Genomic DNA, 22,708 nt, shown 5'->3' on the forward strand with positions numbered 1-22,708 from the left:
GCACGGGGCTGTCATGCCCATCGGATGTCGGCGGTGGCGAGCACCACGTCGTCGGCGTCGACCGCGGTGACGACCGTCGAGCCGGCCGAGGTGCGACCCGCGATGCGCAGCGGGCGGTCCACGAGCACAGGGGCGACGGCGCGCACGTCGAGCTGCGCCGGAATGCGGCCGGGCTCGTGCGTGCGAGCCGCGTCCATGAGCAGGATGCGGGTGAGCGGCCCGTGCACGAGGAGGTCGGGCAGCCCTTCGACCTGGCGCGCCCATTCGCGGTCGTAGTGGATCAGGTGCGTGTTGAACGTCAGCGCCGAGAAGCGGAACAGCTGCCGCGCGTCGAGCGTCCGCTCGTCGACCCAGTCGGCCTCCGCGACGATCGAGGCATCCGCACGGGGCGGCCGTGCGGGAGCATCCGGATCGGCCGCCTCGAGGAACACGTCGTGCCACACGCTGCGCACCGCGATATCGCCGTCGACCGCGTACTCGCGCTCGATGTCGACGAACACGAGCCGTCCTCGCGACCCCGACTTCTCGACGACCGAGCCGAGCGAGGTGGTCTGCGTGACCTCGTCGCCGATGCGGATCGGGCGGAGGAACTCGGTGGTCTCGCCCGCGTACATGCGCCGCGGCAGATCGATCTCGGGCACGACGCCGTCTCGCGCCGGCGTGCCGTCGGGGCGCAGGTCGGCCAGGGCGGCGTCGAACGGGAAGAAGACGCCTTCCCAGCCGGGCGGCAGGGCGTCGCCGGCGCCGAGGGCGTGCTCGTGCCCGGCGAACGTGCCGCGGTACGCCTCGACGGTCGAGGCATCGATTCGTTCGCTCCGCACGACGCTCACGGCAGTGCTCCCGCCGCGCGGAGCTCCGCGATGCGCGCAGCGTCATAGCCCGCGAACTCCGCGAGCACCCGGTCGGCGTGCTCGGCGAAGCGGTTGGCCGTGCGTGCGGGCGTCGCCGGGGTGGCGGAGAGCTTGATCGGCTGCCCGAACATGCGCAGCACGCCCAGGTCGCCGTAGTCGGCCTCGACGATCATGTCGCGCTCTGCGGTGCCGGGGTCGTCGACCACTTCGCCGATCGTCTTGACGGCCGTGAGCGGCACGACGTCACCGGCGAGGTCCTCGAGCTCCTGCTTCGTGCGGCCCGCGAGCCATCCGGCCACGATCGGCTTGACCTTGCGCTCGTAGACGTCGGGGTCGAACCGCTTGCGCATGGTGTCGATCTCGGGATCGTCCTTGTGCTCGGGCGTGCCGAACAGATCGCAGCTCGCGTTCCACAGCCGGTCGGTGTACGCGCCGAAGAAGACCTGGCCGTCCGCGCAGTCGAACAGCTCGTACGGACGCACCCAGGCGTGGGCGTTGCCCTGCGGTGAGGCGACGGCGCCGGTCACGGTGTAGTCGACCACCGCCGTCTCGGTGAGGGCGATGATGCTGTCGACCTGCGCGACGTCGACGACCTGCCCCTGGCCGGTCGCCTCGGCATGGCGCAGCGCGGCGAGCGTGCCGATCACGGCGAACAGCGTGGCCGAGAGGTCGCCGATCGTCACGCCGACGCGCACGGGCGGATGCTCGGCGTAGCCGTTCATCGACCAGATGCCGCCCGCTGCCTGAGCGGTGTTGTCGAACGCGGGGCGACGGCTGCGCGATCCGGTGCGGCCGTAGCCGGAGATGGCGGTGTACACGAGCCGCGGGTTGATCTCGCGCAGCACCTCGTAGCCGACACCGAGCTTCTCCATCGTGCCGGGGCGGAAGTTCTCGACGAGCACGTCGGCACCCCGCACGAGGTCCTTGAGCACCTCTTTGCCCTCGGGCGTCGCGAGGTCGATCCCCACCCCGAGCTTTCCGCGGTTGTACTGCGCGTAGTAGGCGCTGAACTCCTCCTCCCCGTCGGTGAGGTAGGGCGGGAAGCCGCGGGAGACGTCGGGGTCGCGAGGGTTCTCGACCTTGATGACGGTCGCGCCGAGGTCGGCGAGCATCTGCGCCGCGTAGGGACCCGCGAGCACGCGAGAGAGGTCGATCACGGTGACTCCGGCGAGCGCGCCGGGGGCGGGGAGAGAGGTGTCGATCATGCGGGCGTGACCTCCTGGTCGGTGGCTGAGGTGTCGAGCCCGGCTGCGGCGAGCGCGCGGGCCACGTTCGAGGCGGGGCGGACGCCACGGAGTCGCGAGAGCCACAGCGTGGTCGCGGCCAGGGCTTCGAGATCGAGTCCGGTCTCGATGCCGAGGCCGTGCAGCATCCACACGAGGTCCTCCGTCGCGAGATTACCGGTCGCGCCCTTCGCGTACGGGCACCGCCCCAGGCCGCCCACCGAGGAGTCGAACTCGGCGACCCCGAGACGAAGCGCCGCGTGCACGTTCGCGAGCGACTGCCCGTAGGTGTCGTGCAGGTGCAGCGCGATCGCGCCAACGGGTATGCCCGCCGCCACGACGGCGTCGATGACGGCGGCGGTATGCCCTGGTGTGGCCACGCCGATCGTGTCGCTGATCGCCACGGTGCGTGCGCCCGCCTCGCACAGCGACACCGCTGCGGCCACCACGGCTGCCGTGTCGACCGCGCCCTCCCAGGGATCGCCGAACGCCATCGACACGTAGCCCCGCACGGGGACGCCCTGTGCGGTGGCGGCGGCGATCACGTCGACCGCGCGCTCGATCGCGCCCGCCCTCGTCGTGTTGAGGTTGGCCTGCGCGAACGCCTCGGTCGCGCTGACCACGACGGAGACGTCGCGGATGCCGGCATCCAGGGCCCTGTGCAGGCCGCGCAGATTCGGCACGAGGCCGACGGCCCTGGCGCCGTCCGGCACGTCGAGGTCGGCGACGACCTGTTCGGCGTCGGCGAGCTGCGGTATCCAGGTGGGCGGCACGAAGCTGGTGACCTCGAGCGCGCGACTGCCGGCAGCGTAGAGCCGGCGGCACAGCTGCACCTTCACCGGAGCGGGGATGATGTCGGTCTCGGCCTGCAGGCCGTCGCGGGGGCCGACCTCGAACACCGTGACGCGCGACGGCAGCCCCTCTTCGGGGACGACCCTCGGCGCGGGGAGCTCGGTCATGCGCCCCCCTCGCCGCGCAGCTCGGCCAGCACCTCGCGAGCGTGCTCGATGCGGATGCGGCGGTCGGCGACGATGCGCGCGGCGACCGCCGCGACCTCGTGCACCTCGGCGCCGGCACTCGCGGCGATCGTGCGGGCGTGCAGCGTCATGTGCCCGCGCTGGATGCCCTCGGCGGCCAGCGCGCGGCACGCCGCGAGGTTCTGCGCGAGGCCGACGGCGGCGATGACGCCGGCGAGCTCACGCGCGGTCTGCACCCCCAGCATCCGCACGGCGGCCTGCGCCGTGGGGTGCGCGCGGGTGGCGCCGCCGACGAGGCCGACCGCGAGCGGCACCTCGAGCGTGCCGACGAGGTTGCCCTCCGCGTCCTTCTCGAACTGCGACAGCGCCGCGTACCGCCCCGAGCGCGCGGCGTGCGAGTGGCAGGCGGCCCCGACGGCGCGGGTGTCGTTGCCCGTGGCGAGCACGACAGCCGTGATGCCGTTCATGATCCCCTTGTTGTGCGTCGCGGCACGGTACGGGTCGGCCTCGGCGAAGGCGCTCGCGGCGACGATGTCATCGACCACCTGCGCCCCGCCCAGCAGTTCGGCGTCGAACACGGCGCGGGCGCGCGTGAGGCGCAGCTCCGCCTTGTTGGTGAGGATGCGCAGCAGCGTGCGGGTGCCGGCGAGCTCGGCGACGCGCGGCGCGATCGCCTCGGCCATCGTGTTGACGGCGTTCGCACCCATGGCGTCGCGCACGTCGACGTGCAGGTGCAGGATCACCTGCACACCCGCGCGCGTCGGCAGCACGCGCACCGAGATGTCGAACGCTCCCCCGCCGAGCGATACGAGCATCGGGTCCTGCTCGTTGGCGAGCGCGAGGAGCTCGGGGGCGGCCTCGAGCAGCGCGAAGCGGGTGCCGTGCGGGTCGACCGCGTCGAGCACCTGGATCTGCGCGATCATCACGTCACCCGTGTACGAAGTGGTGAAGCCGCCGTGGACGCGTGCCATGCGGGCGGCGTTGGATGCGGCGGCCACCACGCTGGGCTCCTCGGTCGCCATCGGGATGAGGCGGTCGCGGCCGTCGATCGTGAAGTTGGTCGCGACGCCGACGGGCACGCCGATCATGCCGACGACGTTCTCGATCATGTGGTCCGCCGCGGCGAGGGAGAGCCCGGCTTCCGGCTGCAGGGCGCTCAGGTCGCCCGGCTCGAGTCCGGCGCCCTCCGCCACGAGCGCGAGCCTGTCGCCCGGCGTGTGGTCGCGGAGTCCGGGGATTCGGCTGTTGATCGACATCGGCCACCTTTCTGGGAGTCAGCAGCCGGATCCTCGGCGCTGCGGTCAAGGACGACACTAGGAGCGACATCCGGGCGCGGCGATGGGTGGAGCATCCATCGCCGCGGCGTCGCTATATGCGCTCGACACATCACCGGGCATCCGCAGGAAGCCTAGACTCGGCACCACCCGAGAACGCCACGCTCACGCGCGAGGAGACCTCATGCCCTACACCGATTCCGCCGATGTGCGCCTGTACTACGAGGTGTTCGGCGACGACGACGCCCCGGTGCTCGTGCTGGTCTCGGGAGGCGGCGCACAGCTGCTGAGCTGGGACGAGGAGTTCATCCGGATGCTGACCGACGGCGGGCTGCGGGTCGTGCGATTCGACAACCGCGACACCGGGTACTCGCAGCGCTTCGGCGGCGAAGACTACCTGGACGGCGGGTACGGACTCGGCGACATGGCGGAGGACGTGCTGCGCGTGCTCGACGACCTGGGCGTCGAACGCGCGCACGTCGCAGGTCATTCGATGGGCGGCATGATGGCGCAGATGCTCGCCATCGAGCATCCGGAGCGCGTGTCCAGCCTCGGATTGCTGTCGACGATCCCCGGCCAGTCGCCTCGGTACGTGCTGCACGGCGAGCGGCCAGAGCTCTCCGAGAAGCCGGTGCGTGTCACGCGCGAGCAGGCCGTCGAGGCGGCAGCAGCCGCGGTCGCATCGACCGGGGGCCGCTACGACCCGCAGGTCGAGTGGCATCGCCGCGCCGCCAGGGAGGCCTACGACCGCGGCTACTCGCCCGACGGCTACGCCAGGCAGTGGGCGGCGCTGCGGCGAGCGCCCGAGCGCCTCGAAGCGCTGCGATCGGTGACCGTGCCCACCCTGGTGTTCCACGGCCGCGAGGACGACGTGCTGCACTGGGCGTCGGCCGTCGACATCGCCGAGGCGATCCCCGGCGCCGAGCTGCAGGTGCACGCCGACATGGGGCACCTCATCCCGCACGAGCTGTGGCCCGATCTCGCCTCCGCCCTGCTGCGCACGGCGGCGCGCGGCGAGGAGTCACGCCTCGGCGCCTGAACCGGACGAGTTGAGAGGGGCACGCGGATGCTCGACACTGAAGTCGTGCGCCAGCCAGCGCCGCCACCGCCGCCGCCCGAAGGATCCCGGATGACCCTGCACCACGACGCCGTCCTGTCGCTGCTGGACGCGGCCTACGATCCGGAGCTCGTTGGTCCGACCGGGGTCAGCGACGCGCTCGCCCTGCTCGGTGCGACCGGGCAGGAGGGCGCCGCGATCGCCGACCTGGTGGCGCGATCGCAGCGCGAGCTGTCTCGTCTGCGCAGGCGGGAGCACGAGCTGACGGCACTCTTCTCCAGCGCCCGCGAACTCGCCGAGCTGCGCGACAGCGACGCGGTGCTCGCCCGGCTCGTGCAGCGAGCACGCGAGATGATGGGGGTCGACCTCGCCTACCTCTCCGAGTTCGATCCCGACACCTCAGAGCTGCGCGTGCGCGAGACGAGCGGTTCGGTGAGCGCGTCGTTCCAGCGGCTGCGCGTGCCGCCCGGCCGCGGGCTCGCTAGCGTCGTCGTGGAGTCGCGCACCGCGCAGTGGGTCGCCGACTACACCGCCTACGCGGCCGAGCGGCACGACGCCGGCATCGACGACGCCGTCTCGGCCGAGGGCCTGGTCTCGCTGCTCGGTGTGCCGATGCTCAGCAGCGACGACGTGCTCGGCGTGTTGTTCGTCGGCAACCGCGAGGAGAAGAGCTTCTCACCCGATGAGGTGGCGCTGCTGTCGGCGCTGGCCGACCACGCCTCGGTGATCCTGCAGACGACGCAGACGCTGCGTGACCTGCGGATCTCGGAGGACGCGAGTCGTCGCACCCTGGAGAGCCTCACGGCGCACCTCGTCGAACGCGACAGGGCCAACACCGTGCATCAGGAGCTCGTGCAGGCGGTGCTCGCGGGAGGCGGCTTCGGTCCCGTCGCCGAGACTCTCGCCTCGGCTCTCGGCAGGGCCGTGGCTATCATCGACGCCGACGAGAACGTGATCGCCGCCGCCGGGCTCCCGCTCTCGCCAGGGATGCTCGCCCTCGACGCGCCCGTGCGCGAGGCTCTCGCCGAGAGCCGCCGCCACGGCCACTGCGTGCCGGTGACCGGCCACGAGGTACGGGCCGTCGCGGCGCTCACGGCGGGAAGCCGGCACTTCGGCGCGCTGCTGCTGGGTGACGGTGACTTCGAGCTCGGAGCCGTCGACCTGCGCACGATCGAGAGGGCGGCTCAGGTGGGTGCTCTGCTCGAGCTGCAGCAGGAGGCGGCATCCGGGGCCGACCGCCGCGTGCGCAGCGAGCTGATCGCCGATCTGCTCGACGACGTGCCCGAGCGCAGGGCCGATGTCGAACGACGCGCGCGCCGCCTCGGCGTCGATCTCGACGGGCTCGACTCGCTGCTCCTGCTCTCGGTTCCGGGCGACCAGCAGGCGGCTGCCACACGCGCCCTGGTGCGGCTGCTCGACGACCGCGCCCTCATCGGCGAATACCGGGGCTTCGTGGTCGCCGCGTACTCCGCCCGGCGAGGCGAGGTCGACGCCGAGCAGCTGCGCGGCCAGGTCGCCGCCGCGCTCGCCGAGCCGGTCACGGCGGTGATCGCGCCACCGGCCAAGGATCCGCTGCCGGTGGCGTTCCAGGCCGCACGCCGCACCGCCCGCCTGCTGGCAGCGCTGGAGACGACCGGCCTCACGGCGCGCGTCGAGGACTTCCTCCCCTACTCCGCGGTGCTCGACACCGACGCGCAGGGGTTGTCGTCGTTCCTCCGCGCCACCGTCGGTCCCGTGCGCCGGTACGACGCGGAACGCAACACCGATCTGCTCGGCACGCTCCGGGCGTTCGTGCACCACGGCGGCAGTCCCACGCGCACCGCGCGCGCCCTGAACTTCCACACCAACACCATCCTGCAGCGCCTCGACCGGCTCGATCAGATCCTCGGCGAGGAGTGGCGTGAGGAGGAGCGGATGTTCCGCATCGGCATCGCCGTGCGCCTCGACGAGCTGCGCGAGAAGCTGCTCGGCCCTGGCGACTGAGCCGACGGTCGCGGGCCGGGGCCCATCGGGCGCGGGCCCGTCCTCCCGGGACCGGGACGGTCGACCCGGATCGGGACGGGTCGACGACAGCCCTCAGGTGCGGTACAGCACCGGCATCGACTCGATCAGGGTACGGGTGTACGGATGCTCTGGGGCGTTCATCACCTGCTCGCCCGTGCCCTCCTCCACCACCCTGCCCCGGTGCATCACCGCGACGCGGTGGGCGATGTGGTGCACCACCGAGAGGTTGTGCGTGATGAAGAGGTACGTCGTGCCGGTTTCGCGCTGCAGCTCCACGAGGAGGTTCAGCACCTGCGCCTGCACCGAGACGTCGAGGGCCGAGGTGGGCTCGTCGAGCACGACGAACTCGGGCTCCGCGGCCATGGCCCTGGCGATGGCGATGCGCTGGCGCTGTCCCCCCGAGAACTCGTGCGGGTAGCGGCCGGCCACGTCGCCGGTGAGGCCGACCCGATCCAACCAGTCGGCGATCCGTCGGCGGCGCTCCTTGGGCGCCACCCCCGCAGCGACCAGGGGCTCCGCGATCGATCGCGCCACGGTGAACCGCGGGTCGAGCGAGTCGTTCGGATCCTGGAAGACCATCTGCACGCGACGGCGATGGCGGCGCAGGGCGCTGCCCCGCAACCCGGTCACGTCGGCGCCGTCGAACTCGATGGTGCCGAGGGTCGGTCGGCGCATGAGCAGGATGGCGCGGGCGAGGGTGCTCTTGCCCGATCCGGACTCCCCCACCAGGCCGAGCGTCTCGCCGCGCCGCACGCCGAGACTCACGTCGTCGAGCGCGGTCATGGCTCCCGCGCCGTGCCCGAACCTCTGGGTCACGCCGCGCACGCGCAGCACCTCGTCGGTCATGACACCTCCTCCAGCACCGGCGGCACGTCTGCGAAGTCGTTGACGGCGGGGATCACGGCGAGCGGCGAGCGCACCGGAACGGACGGACGCGGGATGCTCTCGAGCAGCGCGCGCGTGTAGGGATGCCGCGGGTTCTCCAGCACGCGGCGGGCCGCCCCGGTCTCGACGATCCGTCCGCGGTACATGACCGCCACCCGTTCGCAGAGCTGGCCAATGACGCCGAGGTCGTGGCTGATGAAGAGCACGCCCATCCCCGTCTCGTCACGCAGGCTCCGGATGAGCTCGAGGATCTGCGCCTGCACCGTCACGTCGAGCGCGGTGGTCGGCTCGTCGGCGACGAGCAGGTCGGGCCCGGCGGCCACGGCGATCGCGATCACCACGCGCTGCCGCTGTCCGCCGGAGAGCTGATGCGGGTAGTAGTCGAGCCGCTTCTCGGCATCCGGCATCCTCACGAGTTCGAGGATCTCGAGCGCGCGCGCCCTCGCCCTCCTCTTGTCGGCCTTTCCGTGGATCCGCAGCACCTCGGCGATCTGCGCCCCGATGCGCATGCACGGGTTCAGCGCCGACATCGGCTCCTGGAACACCATCGACGCCTTCGCGCCGCGCACCCGGCACCAATCGCGCTCGCGCGCGCCCAGCATGTCGACGCCCGCCACTTCCAGGCTCTCCGCCCTCACGGTGGCCGAGTCCGGCAGCAGCCCCATCATCGCCAGAGCGATGCTGGACTTGCCGCTGCCGGACTCGCCGATCACCCCGACGATCTCGCCCCGGCGCACGCGCAGCGAGACGCCGGATACCGACGGCGCCGCCGCACCGTACGAGATGCTGAGCTCGTCGACGCGCAGCGCGTCCGCGCTGATCGCCGGATGCTCCGGCCGGAGGTCGGGGTGACCGGACATCACTGCGAGAGCCAGGCGTGGTCGAGGGCGGACCGGGAGTAGAACGCGTCGCTCTCGTAGCCGTGCAGCTTGTCGGCGTCCCAGACCTCGAAGTACACGGGCACCGCGGCGGGCACGAACTCGAGCACCTGCTCCGCCGTCTCGGTGGCGAGCTGGTCGACGAGGTCGGCGTACTCCTCTGGCGAGGTGGCGGCCTTGGCCTGCGTCAGCAGCTCGCGCGCCTTGTCGGCGTCGGGGTTCCCGTCCCAGTGGTTGTACACGCCGCCTTCGAGCAGCACCGGCTCGAGATAGAACACCGCAGAGGCGCGAGGGCTGCCGGGGATGGCGACGAGGTCGGTCCACGATTCACCCGTGGTGAAGATCGGCGAGATCTCGGCGAGAGGGGTCGCCTTGAGGTTCAGCGTGATGCCCGCCTCAGCGAGCTGCTGCTGCATCATCTCGTACACCGGGTGGTGCGCAGCGGCGACGTCGCCCATGTAGCTGAGGGTGATCTCCGGGTTCGGCTGGCCCGCCTCCTTCAGCAGACGCTTGGCCTCGTCGACGTCGCGCGTGTAGTACGGCAGGTTCTCGGCATCCGGCGCGCCAGGGTCGCCGGCGGGTGGCACGAACGACACTCCGGCGTTGCCGAGCATCGCCGTGTCGACCAGCGCCTGGCGGTCGAGGGCGAGCGAGAACGCCCGCCGCACGTTCACGTCGGCGAGGGGGCCGGACTCGGGGTTGATGTAGATCGCCAGGTTCTGACGGAAGGCCGCGTCGCCCAGGGTGAAGCCGGAGCTCGCCGCCTGCTGGGCGAGGCTGCCGTCGATGAACGACGCCGCCTGCACGCTGCCCTGCTGCACGGCGGCCAGAAGCGTGTTCTCGTCGGGGTACAGCTCGAACACGATCTTGTCGAGGTACGGCTCCTCGCCCCAGTAGTTCTCGTTCTTCTCCATCGTGATCGAGACACCCTGCTTCCACTCCGTCACCTGGTAGGCCCCGGTGCCGGCACTCGTGGTCTGGCGCTCCTCCTCGCTGGCGGTGCCGTACCCCTCCTCGCTCACGATGAAGAAGGTCTGCCGCGCCGACACCGCGTCGAGGAACGTGCCGTCCGGCTGGCTGAAGTGGAACGTGACCTCGTGGTCGCCCGTGGCCTCGACGCTCTCCATGCTGCTGAGATAGGTCGCGTTCGAGCCGCCGTCCTTGCGGGTCTCGAACGAGTACACGACGTCTCCGGCATCGAACGGCGAGCCGTCCGAGAACGTCACGTCGTCGCGCAGCTGGAACACCCAGGTCAGCTCGTCGGGCTGTTCCCACTCGGTGGCCAGAGCGGGCTGCACGGTGCCGTCGTCGTCGCGCGTGAGGAGGGTGTCGTAGGCGATCGAGTCGATGACCTCGGCGGCGATGGCCGAGGCGACCATCGGGTCGATGCCGCCGGCCGACGGCTCCGCCGGGACGCCCCACGTGAGGGTTCCGCCGGAGACCGGCTCACCGGCGTCGCCGGAACCTGTCCCGCCTCCGCTGCCGGACGAGCATCCGGCGATCGTCAGGGTGGCGACGGCGAGCGCCGCCGCCCCCGCCCAGTGTCGTCTGTTCATGAGGGCCTCTTCTCCGTTCGGGTGTGCTGCGTGGATGTGGTGGTGCGGTCCGGATGCGCCGGGGCGCGGCGGGGCGAGCGCCGCCCCAGCGAGAAGGCTGGTTCGCGCCTCGGCGCGAGGTAGTCCTGCAGCCCGTCGGCGAGCAGGTTCCATGCGGCGGACAGCAGGATGATCACGAGCGACGGGAGGATGATGAGCAGCGGCTGCAGCTGCATGAACCGGGTGAACTCGCTGATCATGCGGCCCGCCGACGGCTCCGGGGCCTGCACGCCCTGCCCGAGGTAGCTCAGCGCCGCCTCGATGAGCACCACCTGCGACGCGACGGAGGCGAACTGCACGAAGAGGGGCGTCAGCACGTTCGGCAGCAGGTGCTCCACGACGATCCGGGCGGGGCGCACTCCGCTCAGCGTCGCGGCGAGCACGAAGTCGCGCTCGCGCAGGGCGATGACCGGCGCGCGCATGACGCGTGCGAAGCCGGGAGCGTAGACGAGGCCGAGGGCGAGGATCAGCGGCCACGGACCGTTACCGATCACCACGCCGACGACGAGCGCGACGAGGATCGCGGGGAGGGCCAGCACCGCGTCGACGACGCGCATGATGACGGCGTCGACCCATCCGCCGACGTACCCCGCGACGAGCCCGAAGAACGTGCCCACCATGGCACCGAGCAGCGCGGCGGCGCCCGAGATCAGCAGGCTGGTGCGGGCCGCCAGCGCGAGGCGCGTGAACGTGTCGCGACCCAGGTTGTCGGTGCCGAGCAGGTGGTCGATACCGGGACCGAGAAGGGCGGGCCCGGATGCGCCGAAGGGGTCGTGCGGCGGCCACAGCGACATCCATCCCGCGGCGATCAGGATCACGGCGAGGATGCCGGCGCCGCTCCAGAACGACGGGCCGAGCCGGCGCCGTCGTGCGCGGGTGCCGACGACCTCGGCCAGGGCGAGTTCGCGTGTGACGGTCATCGCGTGTGCACTCTCACTCGGGGGTCGATCAGCGGATACAGCAGGTCGACGACCACGTTGATCACGACGTAGACCGCGCCGATCAGCAGGACGGTCGCCTGGATGATGGGATAGTCGGACGAGCGGATGCCGGTGAGCAGCAGCGACCCCATGCCCGGCAGCGAGAAGACCGCCTCGATGACGACGGTTCCCCCGACGAGCGCGGCCAGCTCGATGCCGATCACCGTCGTGACGGGGATGAGGGCGTTGCGCAGCGCGTGCCGGACGACGAGCCGCCCAGGGGTCGCCCCCTTCGCCCTGGCGGTGCGGACGAAGTCCTGCCCGAGCGTGTCGAGCAGGGTGCCGCGGGTGTACCGGGCGACGATCGCGGCGAGCACGATGCCGATGAGCAGGGCGGGCAGGATCAGCACGCCGAATGCGCGCAGCGGATCGGATGCGGCGCCCGAATAGCCGACCAGCGGCAGCCGCAGCGTGAGCGAGTTGACGAGGATCAGCACCGTGCCGAGCACGAACGGCGGTGTCGCCAGCAGCACGAACGACAGACCTCGCACGACCTGGTCGGGCAGACGCCGCCACCGGGTCGCCGCGAGGACGCCGGCCGGGATGCCGATGAGTGTGCCGAACACCGTCGCCATGACGGCGAGCGTGAGACTGAGCGGCAGCCGCGTCGCGATCAGCGTGGAGACCTCGCCCGGCACGGTGATCGCGCGGCCGAAGTCGCCCTGCACCACGCCGAGCAGCCACACGAAGTACTGGGTGATCCACGGCTGGTCGAGGCCGAGCTCGGTCCGAAGGGCGGCGAGCTTCTCGGGGTCGGGGTTGGCGGGGTCCGCGAAGGCGGCGAGCGGGTCTCCCGGGATGATCCGCACCATCGAGAACACGATGACCGACAGCACGAAGAGCACGAACAGCGACGACAGCAGCCGATGAAGGATGTACCGGATCATCGCATCGCCCTCCTGACCGCTCGGCGGTCGCTCTCGCTGGCCGCCGAGCGACCGCGGGGTCGCCCAGCGAAGGGTGTCGTCGATGACATGGCGGTCACGCTACCCAGCCGCTCACGGCGCCTGTACGGTGCGGCATCCCATGAGAACGGTCGCACGGTGGGTGAATCGTCCATGGCAGGGCGTCCGCTGCCCGGCATCCGGTTCAGACCGCCATCGACGCGGCGGCCGAGAACTCGCGCAGATCGTCGGTCGACTCGCCGTCGAGGGCGAGCTCGGCGAGCACGCGCCCGAGAGCGGGCGTGAACTTGAAGCCGTGCCCGGCCGCGAGGCCCACGATGATGTCGGGGTGCTGAGGCAGCGCGCTGAGCACGAAGCGACGATCCTTCGTGAGCGCGTACTGGCACGTGACGGTGCGAAGCTCCGATCCCGAGCCCGGGATCAGCTCGTGCATGAATCCGGCGAGCTCCGCGGTGAGCTCCGCGGAAGGCTCGAACGTCCGCTCCGCCGGAGTCATCCGGTTCTCCGACACGTCGCGCGCGGCCTTGATGGTCGGCTCGCCGTACGTGGGGAAGCCGTAGAAGCAGCGGTCGTCCTCCCAGATCCAGACCGGGAACTCCGCGCGGTCGTAGCGCTCCGGCTCGACGGGACGGAAGTAACTGACCTGCTCCTGCATGATGTCGAGCGGGATCGTGGCGCCGAGCGGATCGAGCAGCTCGTTCGTCCAGGCATCCGCAGTGAGCACCACCTTGCGCGCGCGGACGTCGCCGTTCGCGGTGTGCACGATGACGCCGTCACCGTCGGGCACGAGGCTCTCCACAGGCGTGCGATCGCGGATGTCGGCGCCGAACGCCCTCGCACGCATCTGCAGCGTCGCGACGGTGCGGGCGGCATGGGCGATGCCGGTGTCGGCCGTGTAGACGGTCTCGACGCCGTCGGGCACGCGGAACTGCGGCCAGCGGGCCTGCACCTCGGCGGGTGAGAGGAGTTCGTGGGGCACACCGCATTCCGTGAGCGCGGCGGTGAAGTCGGATGCCGCGTAGGGGCCGTCGATCGGCAGGAAGATCACGCCGCCGGTGATGGTGAGCAGGCGCTCGCCCGATTCGCGCTCGAGGTCGGCCCAATCGCTGTAGGCCGACTGGGCGAGCCGCACGTACGCACTGGATCCGTACGACGTGCGGACGATGCGCGAGGTGTCGTGCGAGGCGCCGCGCACGTGGCCGAGCTCGTACTGCTCGAACGCGACGACCTTCGCGCCTCGCCGGGCCAGGTGGTACGCGGAGGCGCTGCCCAGCGCCCCCATGCCGACGACTGCGACCTCGAACGACTCCATGATGCTCCGTCTCCCGCGGGGCCGGTGCGCATCACCGGCCGTCGTCAGTCAGTGTGGGCGTCGACGGGAGAGCGGCGGAATGTGGCGAGAGTCCACAGTGCGGGCGGATGACTGTGCCGAAAGCACCCCGTGCGGCGCGCGATCACGCGGGGCGGCGGCGCGGAGTCGGAGGACCGGTGGCGCGGAGAGTGGGCGGCGCTGTGAGCCGGAGCGGAGCGGATCGCGGAATCACACGGCGCGGCGGCAGGTCAAGCCGGGCCCGGATCCCGAGTGCCAAGGCCCGGCTTGAACAGCCGAGGCACGCCTCCCCATCCGAGCCTGACCCCCACGGCTGCCGGCCCCCACACCGGAGCACCCATTCAGCCTACCCAGCCGGTGCTCTGCGGTATTGGCATTCCAGAATGGCGCATGGCATTCCAGAATGGTGCGTTCGACGCGGCCCGTCAGCCGCGTTTCGCGACGGCGAGCGGATCTAGCATGAGGCTCGTCACTTCGGGAGCGACCACTCGGCCTTACGCCACGCCTGTGCTCACGCCCCGATCCGCGCGTCGATGCCTCCGGGCCCGCGCCCCTCCCCTTTTCAAGGACGGTTCATGGCCACTTCTGGTTCCACGCCCCCACGGCTCGAGATCCCTGCGGCGCCGCCGCGGCCGCAGGTGCCCCCGGGGCACGGACGCAGGGATGCCGGTCGCCTGGCGGACGAGGTGTTCCATGACATCGCGAGCCGGATCGTCCATGGTGACTATCCGCCCGGGTCGCGCATCAACGACCGGGCGCTGGCCATCGAGCTCGGGGTCTCACGCACGCCCGTGCGGGAGGCCATGCTGCGTCTCGAGCGCATCGGCCTGGTCGCCGTGCATCCCAGCCGATTCACGATGGTCACCGAGATCACCGAGGAGATGGCCCGGTCGACCTGGGAGTTCTCGGGTCTGTATGCGGGCAACATCGTGCGGCTGGCCTTCCCGCACCTGAGCCAGGAGGCGCGCGCGCACGCGCTGACGCTCATCGAGGCGGCGGCCACGACGGTCGATTCGCCGACGGAGTGGCTGTCGGCGCACATCGCCCTCTTCTCGTTTCTCGCCGAGCGCAGCGGCAACGAGCTGTATCGCACCCTGCTCGGCGACTCCTGGTATCTGGTGCTTCGCAACCTCATCCACGTGGGCATCCCGGACGGCGCGACCGCATCGTTCCGCGCGCTTGCGCGCGCGATCATCGCCGAGGACCGAGAAGCCGCCGAACGTGCGGCACGCAGAGTGTTCGGCGTCGACTAGGAGGCGCCGCGCGGAGAGAATCGGGGCATGTACGCAGTCGTGGGGTGGATGGAGCGATACCAGGTTCCGCTCTACCTCGGTGCTCTCGCGCTGGGAGCCGGGATCGGCCTGCTGTTCCCGGCGGTCGCGCATCCTGCGGAGCTGGCGATCAACCCGATGCTCGGGCTGCTGCTCTACGCGACGTTCCTCGGCGTCCCGTTTGCGAAGATCGGGCAGGCGTTCCGGGACTGGCGGTTCCTGATAACCGTCGTGGCCGTCAATTTCGTCGCCGTACCGATCGTGGTCTTGCTGCTGTCGCGGATCGTCGCGCATGACCAGGCGCTGCTGATCGGAGTGCTGTTCGTGCTGCTCACGCCGTGCGTGGACTACGTCATCGCGTTCACCGGCATCGCCGGCGGCGCAAAGGACCGCCTCCTCGCCGCAGCGCCCTTGCTGATGCTCGCGCAGGTGCTCTTCCTCCCGCTCTATCTCTGGGCGTTCGTCGGGGCCGAGTTCGCCACCGGCGTCAGCCTCGGACCGTTGATCGAAGCGTTCCTGCTGCTCATCGTCCTACCGCTGGCTGCTGCCGGGGTCACCCAGCTCACGGCCGCTCACGCCCGCTGGGGCGCCGGCATCCGGAGTGTCGCGCTGGGGGCGATGGTGCCACTGATGATGCTCACTCTGGCTGTCGTCGTCGCCTCCCAGATCGCCGACGTCGGGGCCAGCATCGGGTCGCTCCTCCTCGCGATCCCGGTGTATGTGCTGTTCGCCGCTCTCATGGTCCCGGTCGGCATGATCGCCGGCCGGGCTGCACGGCTCGACGGCCCCAGCAGACGAGCGATCGTATTCAGCGGCGCGACCCGGAACTCACTCGTCGTTCTCCCGCTCGTCCTCGCCCTTCCCGCCGCTTTCGACCTCGCCCCGCTCGTCGTCGTCACCCAGACCCTCGTCGAACTCACGGCCATGGTCATCTTCGTCCGCCTCATCCCGCACCTGGTCCGTGAGGAGGCGGCCGTCGCGGCATAGCAGACAGAACCGCCCAACCTGCTAGTTGAAGTCGCCGCCCGGCGCCATGTCGGCGAACCGCGAATAGTGGCCCTGGAACGCGACGGTGATCGTGGCGGTCGGGCCGTTACGGTGCTTGGCGACGATGAGGTCGGCCTCGCCGGGGCGCACGTCCTTGTCGTACACCGAGTCGCGATGCAGCAGGATGACCATGTCGGCATCCTGCTCGATCGACCCGGACTCACGCAGGTCGCTGATCGCGGGCTTCTTGTCCTGCCGCTGCTCGGGACCACGGTTCAGCTGCGACAGCGCGATCACCGGAACCTGCAGCTCCTTCGCGAGCAGCTTGAGGGCACGCGAGAACTCCGAGACCTCCTGCTGACGCGATTCGACGCGCTTGCCCGACGTCATGAGCTGGAGGTAGTCGATGATGACCATCTTCAGCCCGGCCCGCTGCTTGAGGCGACGGCACTTCGCGCGGATCTCGACGAGCGTCATGTTGGGGCTGTCGTCGATGTACAGCGGCGCGTCGTTGATGCGGCCGCGCGTCGCGGCGACGGTCGTCCAGTCGCGCGGGTCGAGCGTTCCCTTGCGCATGCTCTGCAGCGGGATGGCCCCCTCGGCGCTGAGCAGGCGCATCGCGATCTCGCTCTTGCCCATCTCGAGCGAGAAGAAGATCGACGGGTGGTTGTGGCCGATGGATGCCGCACGCGCGAAGTCCAGCGCAAGCGTCGACTTACCCATCGCGGGTCGCGCGGCCACGACGATCATCTGACCGCCGTGGAGGCCGTTGGTCAGCTCGTCGAGCTCGCGGAACCCGGTCGGGATGCCGGTCATGGTGCCGTCGCGGCCGGTCGCCGCTTCGATCTCCTCGACGGCGGCGTCGACCGCGACGGTGAGCGGCACGTAGTCTTCGGCCGTCTCGGAACCGGTGACCGAGTAGATCTCGGCCTGTGCGTTGTTGACGATGTCGGTCGCATCGCCCTGACCCTCATAGCCCAGCTGCACGATGCGGGTTCCCGCATCGACGAGCCGCCGCAGGATCGCACGCTCGGACACGATGCCGGCGTAGTAGCCGGCGTTCGCCGCCGTCGGCACGATCGAGGTCAGGGTGTGCAGGTAGTCGGCACCGCCGGCGCGGCTGAGCTCGCCTGTCTTGATCAGCTCGTCGGTGACGGCGACGACGTCGGTGGGCTCTCCATGGGAGTACAGCGAGAGGATCGCTTCGAAGATCAGCTCGTGCTTGGGGATGTAGAAGTCGGCGCCCTTGAGCGTCTCGATCACATCGGCGACGGCGTCTTTCGAGAGGAGCATGCCGCCAAGGGCGCTCTGCTCTGCGAGGAGGTCGTGGGGCGGCGTGCGCTCCGGCTGACGCTGCCCGCCCAGACGTTCGTCGGTGATGTCCGCGATCGACACACTGCTCCCTTCGATGCGACGGAGTGGATGGTTCTGGCAGCGGCCGAATGGGGCCGTTCGCCGCGGCTCCTTGCCCTTCGTCGGCCACGTGCACAGCGAATCACGGGCCCCGGACATTCGGTCGCTGGACCACGCTATTCACGCCGTGTTCACCCCGCAACAGCGCCTGTGGATAACCATGTGGAAAGCGTGCGGAGAATCTCGGAGTGTCTGTGCAGAACTCATGTGGATAACGTGGTGCACTACTCCCGTCGGTGACTTTTTTCTTCGGGCTGATCTGCGCTTTCTTGTTTCCTCACCCTGTGGATGGAAATCGGTTTAAAGCGGAGATTGAAGGTTGTCCCCATCCACCGGGGATGTGTAGAACCTGGGGAAAGTCAAGCCGGAGTCCGGCTCGGGCGCGTCGTGCGACGGCGTCGGCGGACCGCATCCGAAATACCCATGGACAGCACCACGCACCCGGAGTATTCTCGGCGCATCGACGCGACCGCGCCGACCTGCGTTTGCCTTCAGAGGGGGAGGTGGACCGTGCACGCTCATGCCGCCGCGCATCGTGTGCGCACCACCGTGCTCTGGGGCGGTCTGGGCGTTCTCGCGTGGGCGCTCCTCACCCTCGTCACCGGCGGCGGCACAGCCCACGCCGACGAGAGCGCGCCCGATCCGGTGGGCGGGCTCACCGGCCTCGTGAGCGACGCGGTCGACGCGACGACGACCACGGTCTCCTCGGTCGTGGCGCCCGCCATCGAAGCCGTCGTGGCACCTGCCGTCGAAGCGGTCGTGGTACCGACGGTCGAAGCCGTCGTGGCGCCGACGGTCGAAGCCGTCGTGGCGCCGGCCGTCGAAGCCGTCGTCGCGCCCGTGCAGGAGGCTGCCCCTGTCGTCCAGGCCGCGACGTCGGCCGTGGCGACCATCGCGCCTGTTCCGGCGGCCGCGGTGGTCTCGCAGATCAGGCGTCCGCTCACGGATGCCGTCTCGCAGGTTCCCGTCATCGGGGGCGTGCTCGACGACCTCGGCGTGACGGAGGCGCTCGACGACGTGACCGGTGCGGTCGACGACAGTGCCGGCACCATCGGCTCGGTCATCGATTCCACGGTGCCGCCTGTGGTCGGTGCGCTCACTCCCGAGGCCCCCAGACCTCCCGACTCATCGGTCGGCGAAGAGACGCCGGCGTCACCGCAGCCCGCCTCGCCGCACACTTCGCCGCACGCCTCGGCACCGTCCGCAGGATCGAGCTCCGCCGACGTGAGCACTGCGGATCCCGGCTCTTCAGCGGCGCACCTCGCGGATCCGACATCTGCTGCCCCCCGCAAGGAGATACCGCGCCGCCGGGCACATCGCGGGTTTCGAGTCGCATGATCTGCCCCGAAAAGCCGAATTCGAGGGCAAATCATGCGACTCGAACCGGCAAGAGGCCCCGGCCACCCGGCCGGGGGCACCGCGAACGCAGAACGCCCCCTGACCCGAAGGAGAGGAGGCGTTCCGCGTTCGCGGCCGTCGCGCTTACTTGGCGGCGACGACCTGCAGCGTGATGACAGCGGTCACGTCGTCGTGCAGACGAACCGTGGCCTCGTGCTCACCGACCTGCTTGATGGTCGAGGTGATGTGCACCTTGCGCTTGTCGATCGAGCCGAGGCCGGCAGCCTCGACGGCGGCGGCCACGTCGGCCGTCTTGACCGAGCCGAAGAGGCGACCCTCGGCGCCCGCCTTGACGGCGAGACGCACCTTGGTGCCCTCGAGCGTGTTCTTCAGCGCCACGGCCTCGTCGCGGTCGTGGATCGCGCGAGCCTGGCGAGCAGCCTGGATCGAGGCGACCTGCTTTTCGCCACCGCGGGTCCACGCCGTAGCGAAGCCCTGCGGGATGAGGTAGTTGCGGGCGTACCCGTTCTTGACCTCGACCACGTCACCGGCGCTTCCGAGCCCGGCGACCTCGTTCGTGAGAATCAGCTTTGCCATGTCGGTACCCCTCAGCGGCCGGCGCCGGCGTAGGGCAGGAGAGCCATCTCGCGAGCGTTCTTGATCGCCTTGGCGATCAGACGCTGCTCCTGCACGGACACACCGGTGATACGACGGGCGCGGATCTTGCCGCGCTCCGAGATGAACTTGCGGAGGGTCGCGACGTCCTTGTAGTCGATGACACCAACGCGGATGGACTTCGCGGGAGCGGCGTTCTTCGCGCCCTTCCGCGGCTTGCGGCGGTCGCCGCTCGACTTTCCAGCCATTGTGTTTCCTTAGTTGTGAGTCGGATGCCGCAGCATCCGGAGATCCTTGATCAGAAGGGGGTGTCGTCGCCGAAGCTGCCCGGAGTGCTCCAGGCATCCGCGCTCGTGGACGAGCCGGGCGTGGACCACGGCTCCTCCGACACCTGCTGCTGCGGGCGGGACTGACCGCCGCCCTGGAAGCCGCCACCGTTCGACGCCGCACGGGTGACCTGCGCGGTCGCGTAGCGGAGCGAGGGGCCGATCTCGTCGACCTCCAGCTCGATCGCGGTGCGCTGGTTGCCCTCGCGGTCCTGGTAGGAGCGCTGACGCAGGCGGCCGGTCGCGATGACCCGCATGCCCTTGGTCAGAGAACCCGCCACGTGCTCGGCGAACTCGCGCCACACCGATGCGCGGAGGAACAGCGCCTCGCCGTCCTTCCACTCATTGGTGGCGCGGTCGAAGTTGCGAGGCGTCGACGCGATGGTGAAGTTCGCCACCGGCAGTCCGTTCTGCGTGTACCGCAGCTCGGGGTCGGCCGTGAGGTTGCCCACCACGGTGATGACTGTTTCGCCGGCCATGAGACTTACGCCTTCGCAGCCTTGGGCTTGCGGGCGGCCTTCTCCTCGGCGCGCTTGGCTTCGGCGGCGACCATGGCCTGTGCCTCCTCGGCACGCAGGACCTTGGTGCGCATGATCGACTCGTTCAGCTTGAGCTGACGGTCGAGCTCCTGCGTGGCCTCGCTGGTCGCGGTGAAGTTCACGACGGCGTAGATGCCCTCGGTCTTCTTCTGGATCTCGTACGCGAGACGGCGCTTGCCCCAGATGTCGACCTTGTCGATCGAGCCACCATCGTTAGTGATGACCTTCAGGAACTTGTCGAGCGTGGGGGCGACCGTGCGCTCGTCGATCTCGGGGGTCAGAATGACCATGAGTTCGTACTGGTGCGTCACTTACCCACCTCCTTCGGACTAGAACGGCTCCCGGGACTTTCCCGGAAGCAGGAGGGTGTGTAGCACGTCGTCGTCCCGGCATCCGATGGACGCCCGCAGACAGACAACCTAGACAGTCTAGCGGAGTTTCCTCGGGAGCGCCTGCCAGCCTGCGCGGGCGTGCTTGGCATGCTGGAGGGGTGTCCGGTGAGGGTCACCGGCACGAGACTGGAGGGGGGACGCCATGCGCGTCACCAACAAGTGGGGCGTCGGCGTCATCGTCGCCGCTGCCGTGCTGCTGACCGGATGCTCCGGCACGTCGGAGAAGCCCGAACCGTCGTCGGCTTCGGACGCACCCGCATCGCAGGAGGCGGACGCTCCGCAGAGCGACTGCCCCGAACTCACCGTGGGCGCGACCATCGACGGCGCCACGCTCGGGCCGTGCATCGCCGACGCCATGGCCGACACCGCGGGCTACGCCGCGAAGACCAGCGTCATGGGCGTCGAGTCGACCACGCGCTTCAACCCGGGCGAGCACGCCATCGAGTCGGACTCGCCCGTCGGGTCGATCATCGTCATCGGCGACGACGTGTGGGTGAAGTCGGCTGCGAGCGAGTGGCAGACCGCGGACCCCGCGTCGAGCGACCCGATCGTGGCCGCGCTGAGCAGCAGCGCAGCCCAGGTGGCATCGCTCGACCCGGCCGCGATGGCGACCGCGCTCACCGGAGACTTCACGGTGACGGGAACCGGCACGCGACTCGGCCAGGAGGTGTTCCTGCTGAGCGGCCAGGTGCAGCAGCAGGGCGCCACGGTCGAGATCGTGTCGGAGGTCACCGCGGACTACGTGACGCTGGCATCGACCAGCTCCGCGTCGCTCAACGGCCAGTCGGTGCAGATCTCCATGGAGGTCACCGAGTGGGACGTGAAGCAGGACATCGTCGCGCCGCTCTGAGCGGGCCGACAGCGGAGGGCCGGGGCCGATGCCCCGGGCCTCCGCGCGTTTGCTAGTCTCGACGCGTGGGAATGATAGACAACGCGCCCGTGACGGGGCGCTTCTTCTTCACCTTCCGCGACCGCCGCGCCTGACGGCGCGCTCGCTCACGCTCGCAGAAGCGCGCCGTCCTCCGAGATCCTCTGCACCTCGGACGGGCGCTCTCGCGTACTCTCACGCCGCCTCACGGGGTGCTCCATCGACTTCGGGAGCACGCTCATGTCTCGTTCTCTGCACGGCGGCCGGCACGAACTCGGCCAGAACTTCCTCACCCACGCCCCCACCATCCGCACCATCATCCGGCTCGTCCATGCGACGCGCGGCCCGATCCTCGAGCTCGGCGCCGGCGACGGCGCGCTGACGAGGCACCTGGCCGCGACCGGCCGCCCTGTGACCGCCATCGACATCGACGAGCATCGGGTGCGCCGGCTGCGCACGGCACTGCCGCACGTCGAGGTCGTGCACGCGGATGCTCTGCGGCATCCGGTGCGCACGCCGACGGTCGTCGGCAACGTGCCGTTCCACCTCACGACCCCGATTCTGCGCAGGCTCCTGAATGAGCGACGGTGGGAGGAGGCGATCCTCGTCACGCAGTGGGAGGTCGCCCGCAAGCGCGCGGGCGTCGGCGGGCACACTCTGATGACCGCGCAGCACGCGCCCTGGTTCACGTTCGGGCTGCACGGCAGGGTACCGAGCTGGGGGTTCACCCCGCGCCCGAGCGTCGACGGCGGCATCCTCACCATCACGCGCCGCGGCTCCCCGCTCGTGCCGCACGCCGAGCGGCGGGCGTACGAGGGGTTCGTCCGCGCGGTGTTCTCGGGGCGCGGCGGCCGGCTCGACCGCATCGTGCAGGCGGCCGCACACGTCGACAGGGCGACCGCGGCCGCGGCCGTCGCGCGGATCGGTGCCGCGAAGGCCCTGCCCCGCGACCTCGACGCACGCCAGTGGGCCACCCTGTGGCACGCCCTGCGGCGGTGAC

22 protein-coding genes are annotated in these 22,708 nt (G+C 70.4%); 7 read left to right on the forward strand and 15 right to left on the reverse strand.

Translation table 11 applies throughout. From position 1 onward, the window contains the following. Positions 1 to 11: 11 nt before the first annotated feature. The 4 genes from AB663_RS03795 to AB663_RS03810 are packed head-to-tail and all read right to left on the reverse strand — an operon-like array spanning position 12 to position 4,307. Positions 12 to 830, reverse strand: coding sequence for an FAS1-like dehydratase domain-containing protein (locus tag AB663_RS03795; protein ID WP_067195982.1), 819 nt, complete (start codon positions 828 to 830; stop codon positions 12 to 14). After that, entirely contained in the window at positions 827 to 2,056 is a 1,230-nt protein-coding gene (locus AB663_RS03800; protein WP_067195984.1) for a CaiB/BaiF CoA transferase family protein, read from the reverse strand. The genes AB663_RS03795 and AB663_RS03800 overlap by 4 nt, the downstream gene beginning before the upstream one ends. After that, positions 2,053 to 3,033: a hydroxymethylglutaryl-CoA lyase gene (locus AB663_RS03805; protein WP_067195986.1), complete on the reverse strand. Its 981-nt coding sequence runs from the start codon at positions 3,031 to 3,033 to the stop codon at positions 2,053 to 2,055. The genes AB663_RS03800 and AB663_RS03805 overlap by 4 nt, the downstream gene beginning before the upstream one ends. Beyond that, positions 3,030 to 4,307, reverse strand: a complete 1,278-nt coding sequence (locus AB663_RS03810; protein WP_067195988.1) for a hydroxymethylglutaryl-CoA reductase, degradative — start codon at positions 4,305 to 4,307, stop codon at positions 3,030 to 3,032. The genes AB663_RS03805 and AB663_RS03810 overlap by 4 nt, the downstream gene beginning before the upstream one ends. 202 nt (positions 4,308 to 4,509) lie before the next feature. On the opposite strand from AB663_RS03810, the gene AB663_RS03815 reads away from it, so the two are divergent. Continuing rightward, positions 4,510 to 5,364, forward strand: coding sequence for an alpha/beta fold hydrolase (locus AB663_RS03815; protein WP_067195990.1), 855 nt, complete (start codon positions 4,510 to 4,512; stop codon positions 5,362 to 5,364). Positions 5,365 to 5,454: 90 nt separating this feature from the next. Beyond that, complete coding sequence (locus tag AB663_RS03820) at positions 5,455 to 7,365, forward strand: helix-turn-helix domain-containing protein (RefSeq protein ID WP_067195992.1); 1,911 nt, start codon at positions 5,455 to 5,457, stop codon at positions 7,363 to 7,365. Positions 7,366 to 7,458: 93 nt separating this feature from the next. Here AB663_RS03820 and AB663_RS17510 read toward each other — a convergent pair whose 3' ends face one another. The 6 genes from AB663_RS17510 to solA all read right to left on the reverse strand — a co-directional run bounded on the left by AB663_RS17510 (position 7,459) and on the right by solA (position 13,941). Continuing rightward, positions 7,459 to 8,232, reverse strand: coding sequence for an ATP-binding cassette domain-containing protein (locus tag AB663_RS17510; protein WP_083511091.1), 774 nt, complete (start codon positions 8,230 to 8,232; stop codon positions 7,459 to 7,461). After that, on the reverse strand, positions 8,229 to 9,131 hold the full coding sequence (locus AB663_RS17515; RefSeq protein WP_083511092.1) for an ABC transporter ATP-binding protein: 903 nt from the start codon (positions 9,129 to 9,131) through the stop codon (positions 8,229 to 8,231). Before AB663_RS17515 ends, AB663_RS17510 begins: the two co-directional genes overlap by 4 nt. After that, entirely contained in the window at positions 9,131 to 10,705 is a 1,575-nt protein-coding gene (locus AB663_RS03830) for an ABC transporter substrate-binding protein (RefSeq protein ID WP_067195994.1), read from the reverse strand. The genes AB663_RS17515 and AB663_RS03830 overlap by 1 nt, the downstream gene beginning before the upstream one ends. Next, the gene (locus AB663_RS03835; protein ID WP_067195996.1) at positions 10,702 to 11,664 is read right to left on the reverse strand and encodes an ABC transporter permease; all 963 of its coding nucleotides are present in this window, start codon (positions 11,662 to 11,664) and stop codon (positions 10,702 to 10,704) included. Before AB663_RS03835 ends, AB663_RS03830 begins: the two co-directional genes overlap by 4 nt. Beyond that, a complete protein-coding gene (locus AB663_RS03840; protein ID WP_067195997.1) occupies positions 11,661 to 12,611 on the reverse strand; it encodes an ABC transporter permease in 951 nt (316 codons plus the stop codon). Before AB663_RS03840 ends, AB663_RS03835 begins: the two co-directional genes overlap by 4 nt. 202 nt (positions 12,612 to 12,813) lie before the next feature. Further along, positions 12,814 to 13,941, reverse strand: a complete 1,128-nt coding sequence (gene solA, locus AB663_RS03845) for an N-methyl-L-tryptophan oxidase (protein ID WP_067195999.1) — start codon at positions 13,939 to 13,941, stop codon at positions 12,814 to 12,816. Positions 13,942 to 14,534: 593 nt separating this feature from the next. On the opposite strand from solA, the gene AB663_RS17320 reads away from it, so the two are divergent. After that, positions 14,535 to 15,212 carry a GntR family transcriptional regulator gene (locus AB663_RS17320; RefSeq protein WP_198147921.1) on the forward strand — a complete coding sequence of 226 codons (678 nt, stop codon included), beginning with the start codon at positions 14,535 to 14,537 and terminating at the stop codon, positions 15,210 to 15,212. A gap of 27 nt (positions 15,213 to 15,239) precedes the next feature. Further along, a complete protein-coding gene (locus AB663_RS03855; protein ID WP_067196003.1) occupies positions 15,240 to 16,217 on the forward strand; it encodes an arsenic resistance protein in 978 nt (325 codons plus the stop codon). Between the two features lie 21 nt (positions 16,218 to 16,238). On the opposite strand, the gene dnaB is transcribed toward AB663_RS03855, so the two are convergent. Further along, complete coding sequence (gene dnaB / locus AB663_RS03860) at positions 16,239 to 17,612, reverse strand: replicative DNA helicase (protein ID WP_067196005.1); 1,374 nt, start codon at positions 17,610 to 17,612, stop codon at positions 16,239 to 16,241. Between the two features lie 528 nt (positions 17,613 to 18,140). Here dnaB and AB663_RS17105 point away from each other — a divergent pair. Next, a complete protein-coding gene (locus AB663_RS17105) occupies positions 18,141 to 18,968 on the forward strand; it encodes a hypothetical protein (RefSeq protein WP_067196007.1) in 828 nt (275 codons plus the stop codon). 144 nt (positions 18,969 to 19,112) lie between these two features. Here the strand turns inward: AB663_RS17105 and rplI are convergent, their stop codons facing one another. The 4 genes from rplI to rpsF are packed head-to-tail and all read right to left on the reverse strand — an operon-like array spanning position 19,113 to position 20,759. Beyond that, positions 19,113 to 19,565, reverse strand: a complete 453-nt coding sequence (gene rplI, locus AB663_RS03870) for a 50S ribosomal protein L9 (RefSeq protein ID WP_067196009.1) — start codon at positions 19,563 to 19,565, stop codon at positions 19,113 to 19,115. Positions 19,566 to 19,576: 11 nt separating this feature from the next. Next, entirely contained in the window at positions 19,577 to 19,831 is a 255-nt protein-coding gene (gene rpsR / locus AB663_RS03875) for a 30S ribosomal protein S18 (protein WP_040168021.1), read from the reverse strand. Positions 19,832 to 19,881: 50 nt separating this feature from the next. Then, a complete protein-coding gene (locus tag AB663_RS03880; protein WP_067196012.1) occupies positions 19,882 to 20,388 on the reverse strand; it encodes a single-stranded DNA-binding protein in 507 nt (168 codons plus the stop codon). Positions 20,389 to 20,393: 5 nt separating this feature from the next. Continuing rightward, a complete protein-coding gene (gene rpsF, locus AB663_RS03885; RefSeq protein WP_067196014.1) occupies positions 20,394 to 20,759 on the reverse strand; it encodes a 30S ribosomal protein S6 in 366 nt (121 codons plus the stop codon). Positions 20,760 to 20,982: 223 nt separating this feature from the next. On the opposite strand from rpsF, the gene AB663_RS03890 reads away from it, so the two are divergent. Continuing rightward, the gene (locus AB663_RS03890) at positions 20,983 to 21,690 is read left to right on the forward strand and encodes a hypothetical protein (RefSeq protein ID WP_067196016.1); all 708 of its coding nucleotides are present in this window, start codon (positions 20,983 to 20,985) and stop codon (positions 21,688 to 21,690) included. 258 nt (positions 21,691 to 21,948) lie between these two features. Next, positions 21,949 to 22,707, forward strand: a complete 759-nt coding sequence (gene erm, locus AB663_RS03895) for a 23S ribosomal RNA methyltransferase Erm (RefSeq protein ID WP_067196018.1) — start codon at positions 21,949 to 21,951, stop codon at positions 22,705 to 22,707. Position 22,708: the final 1 nt, after the last annotated feature.

The organism is Microbacterium sp. XT11 (assembly GCF_001513675.1).
In the GTDB taxonomy this organism is placed as follows: Bacteria; Actinomycetota; Actinomycetes; order Actinomycetales; family Microbacteriaceae; genus Microbacterium.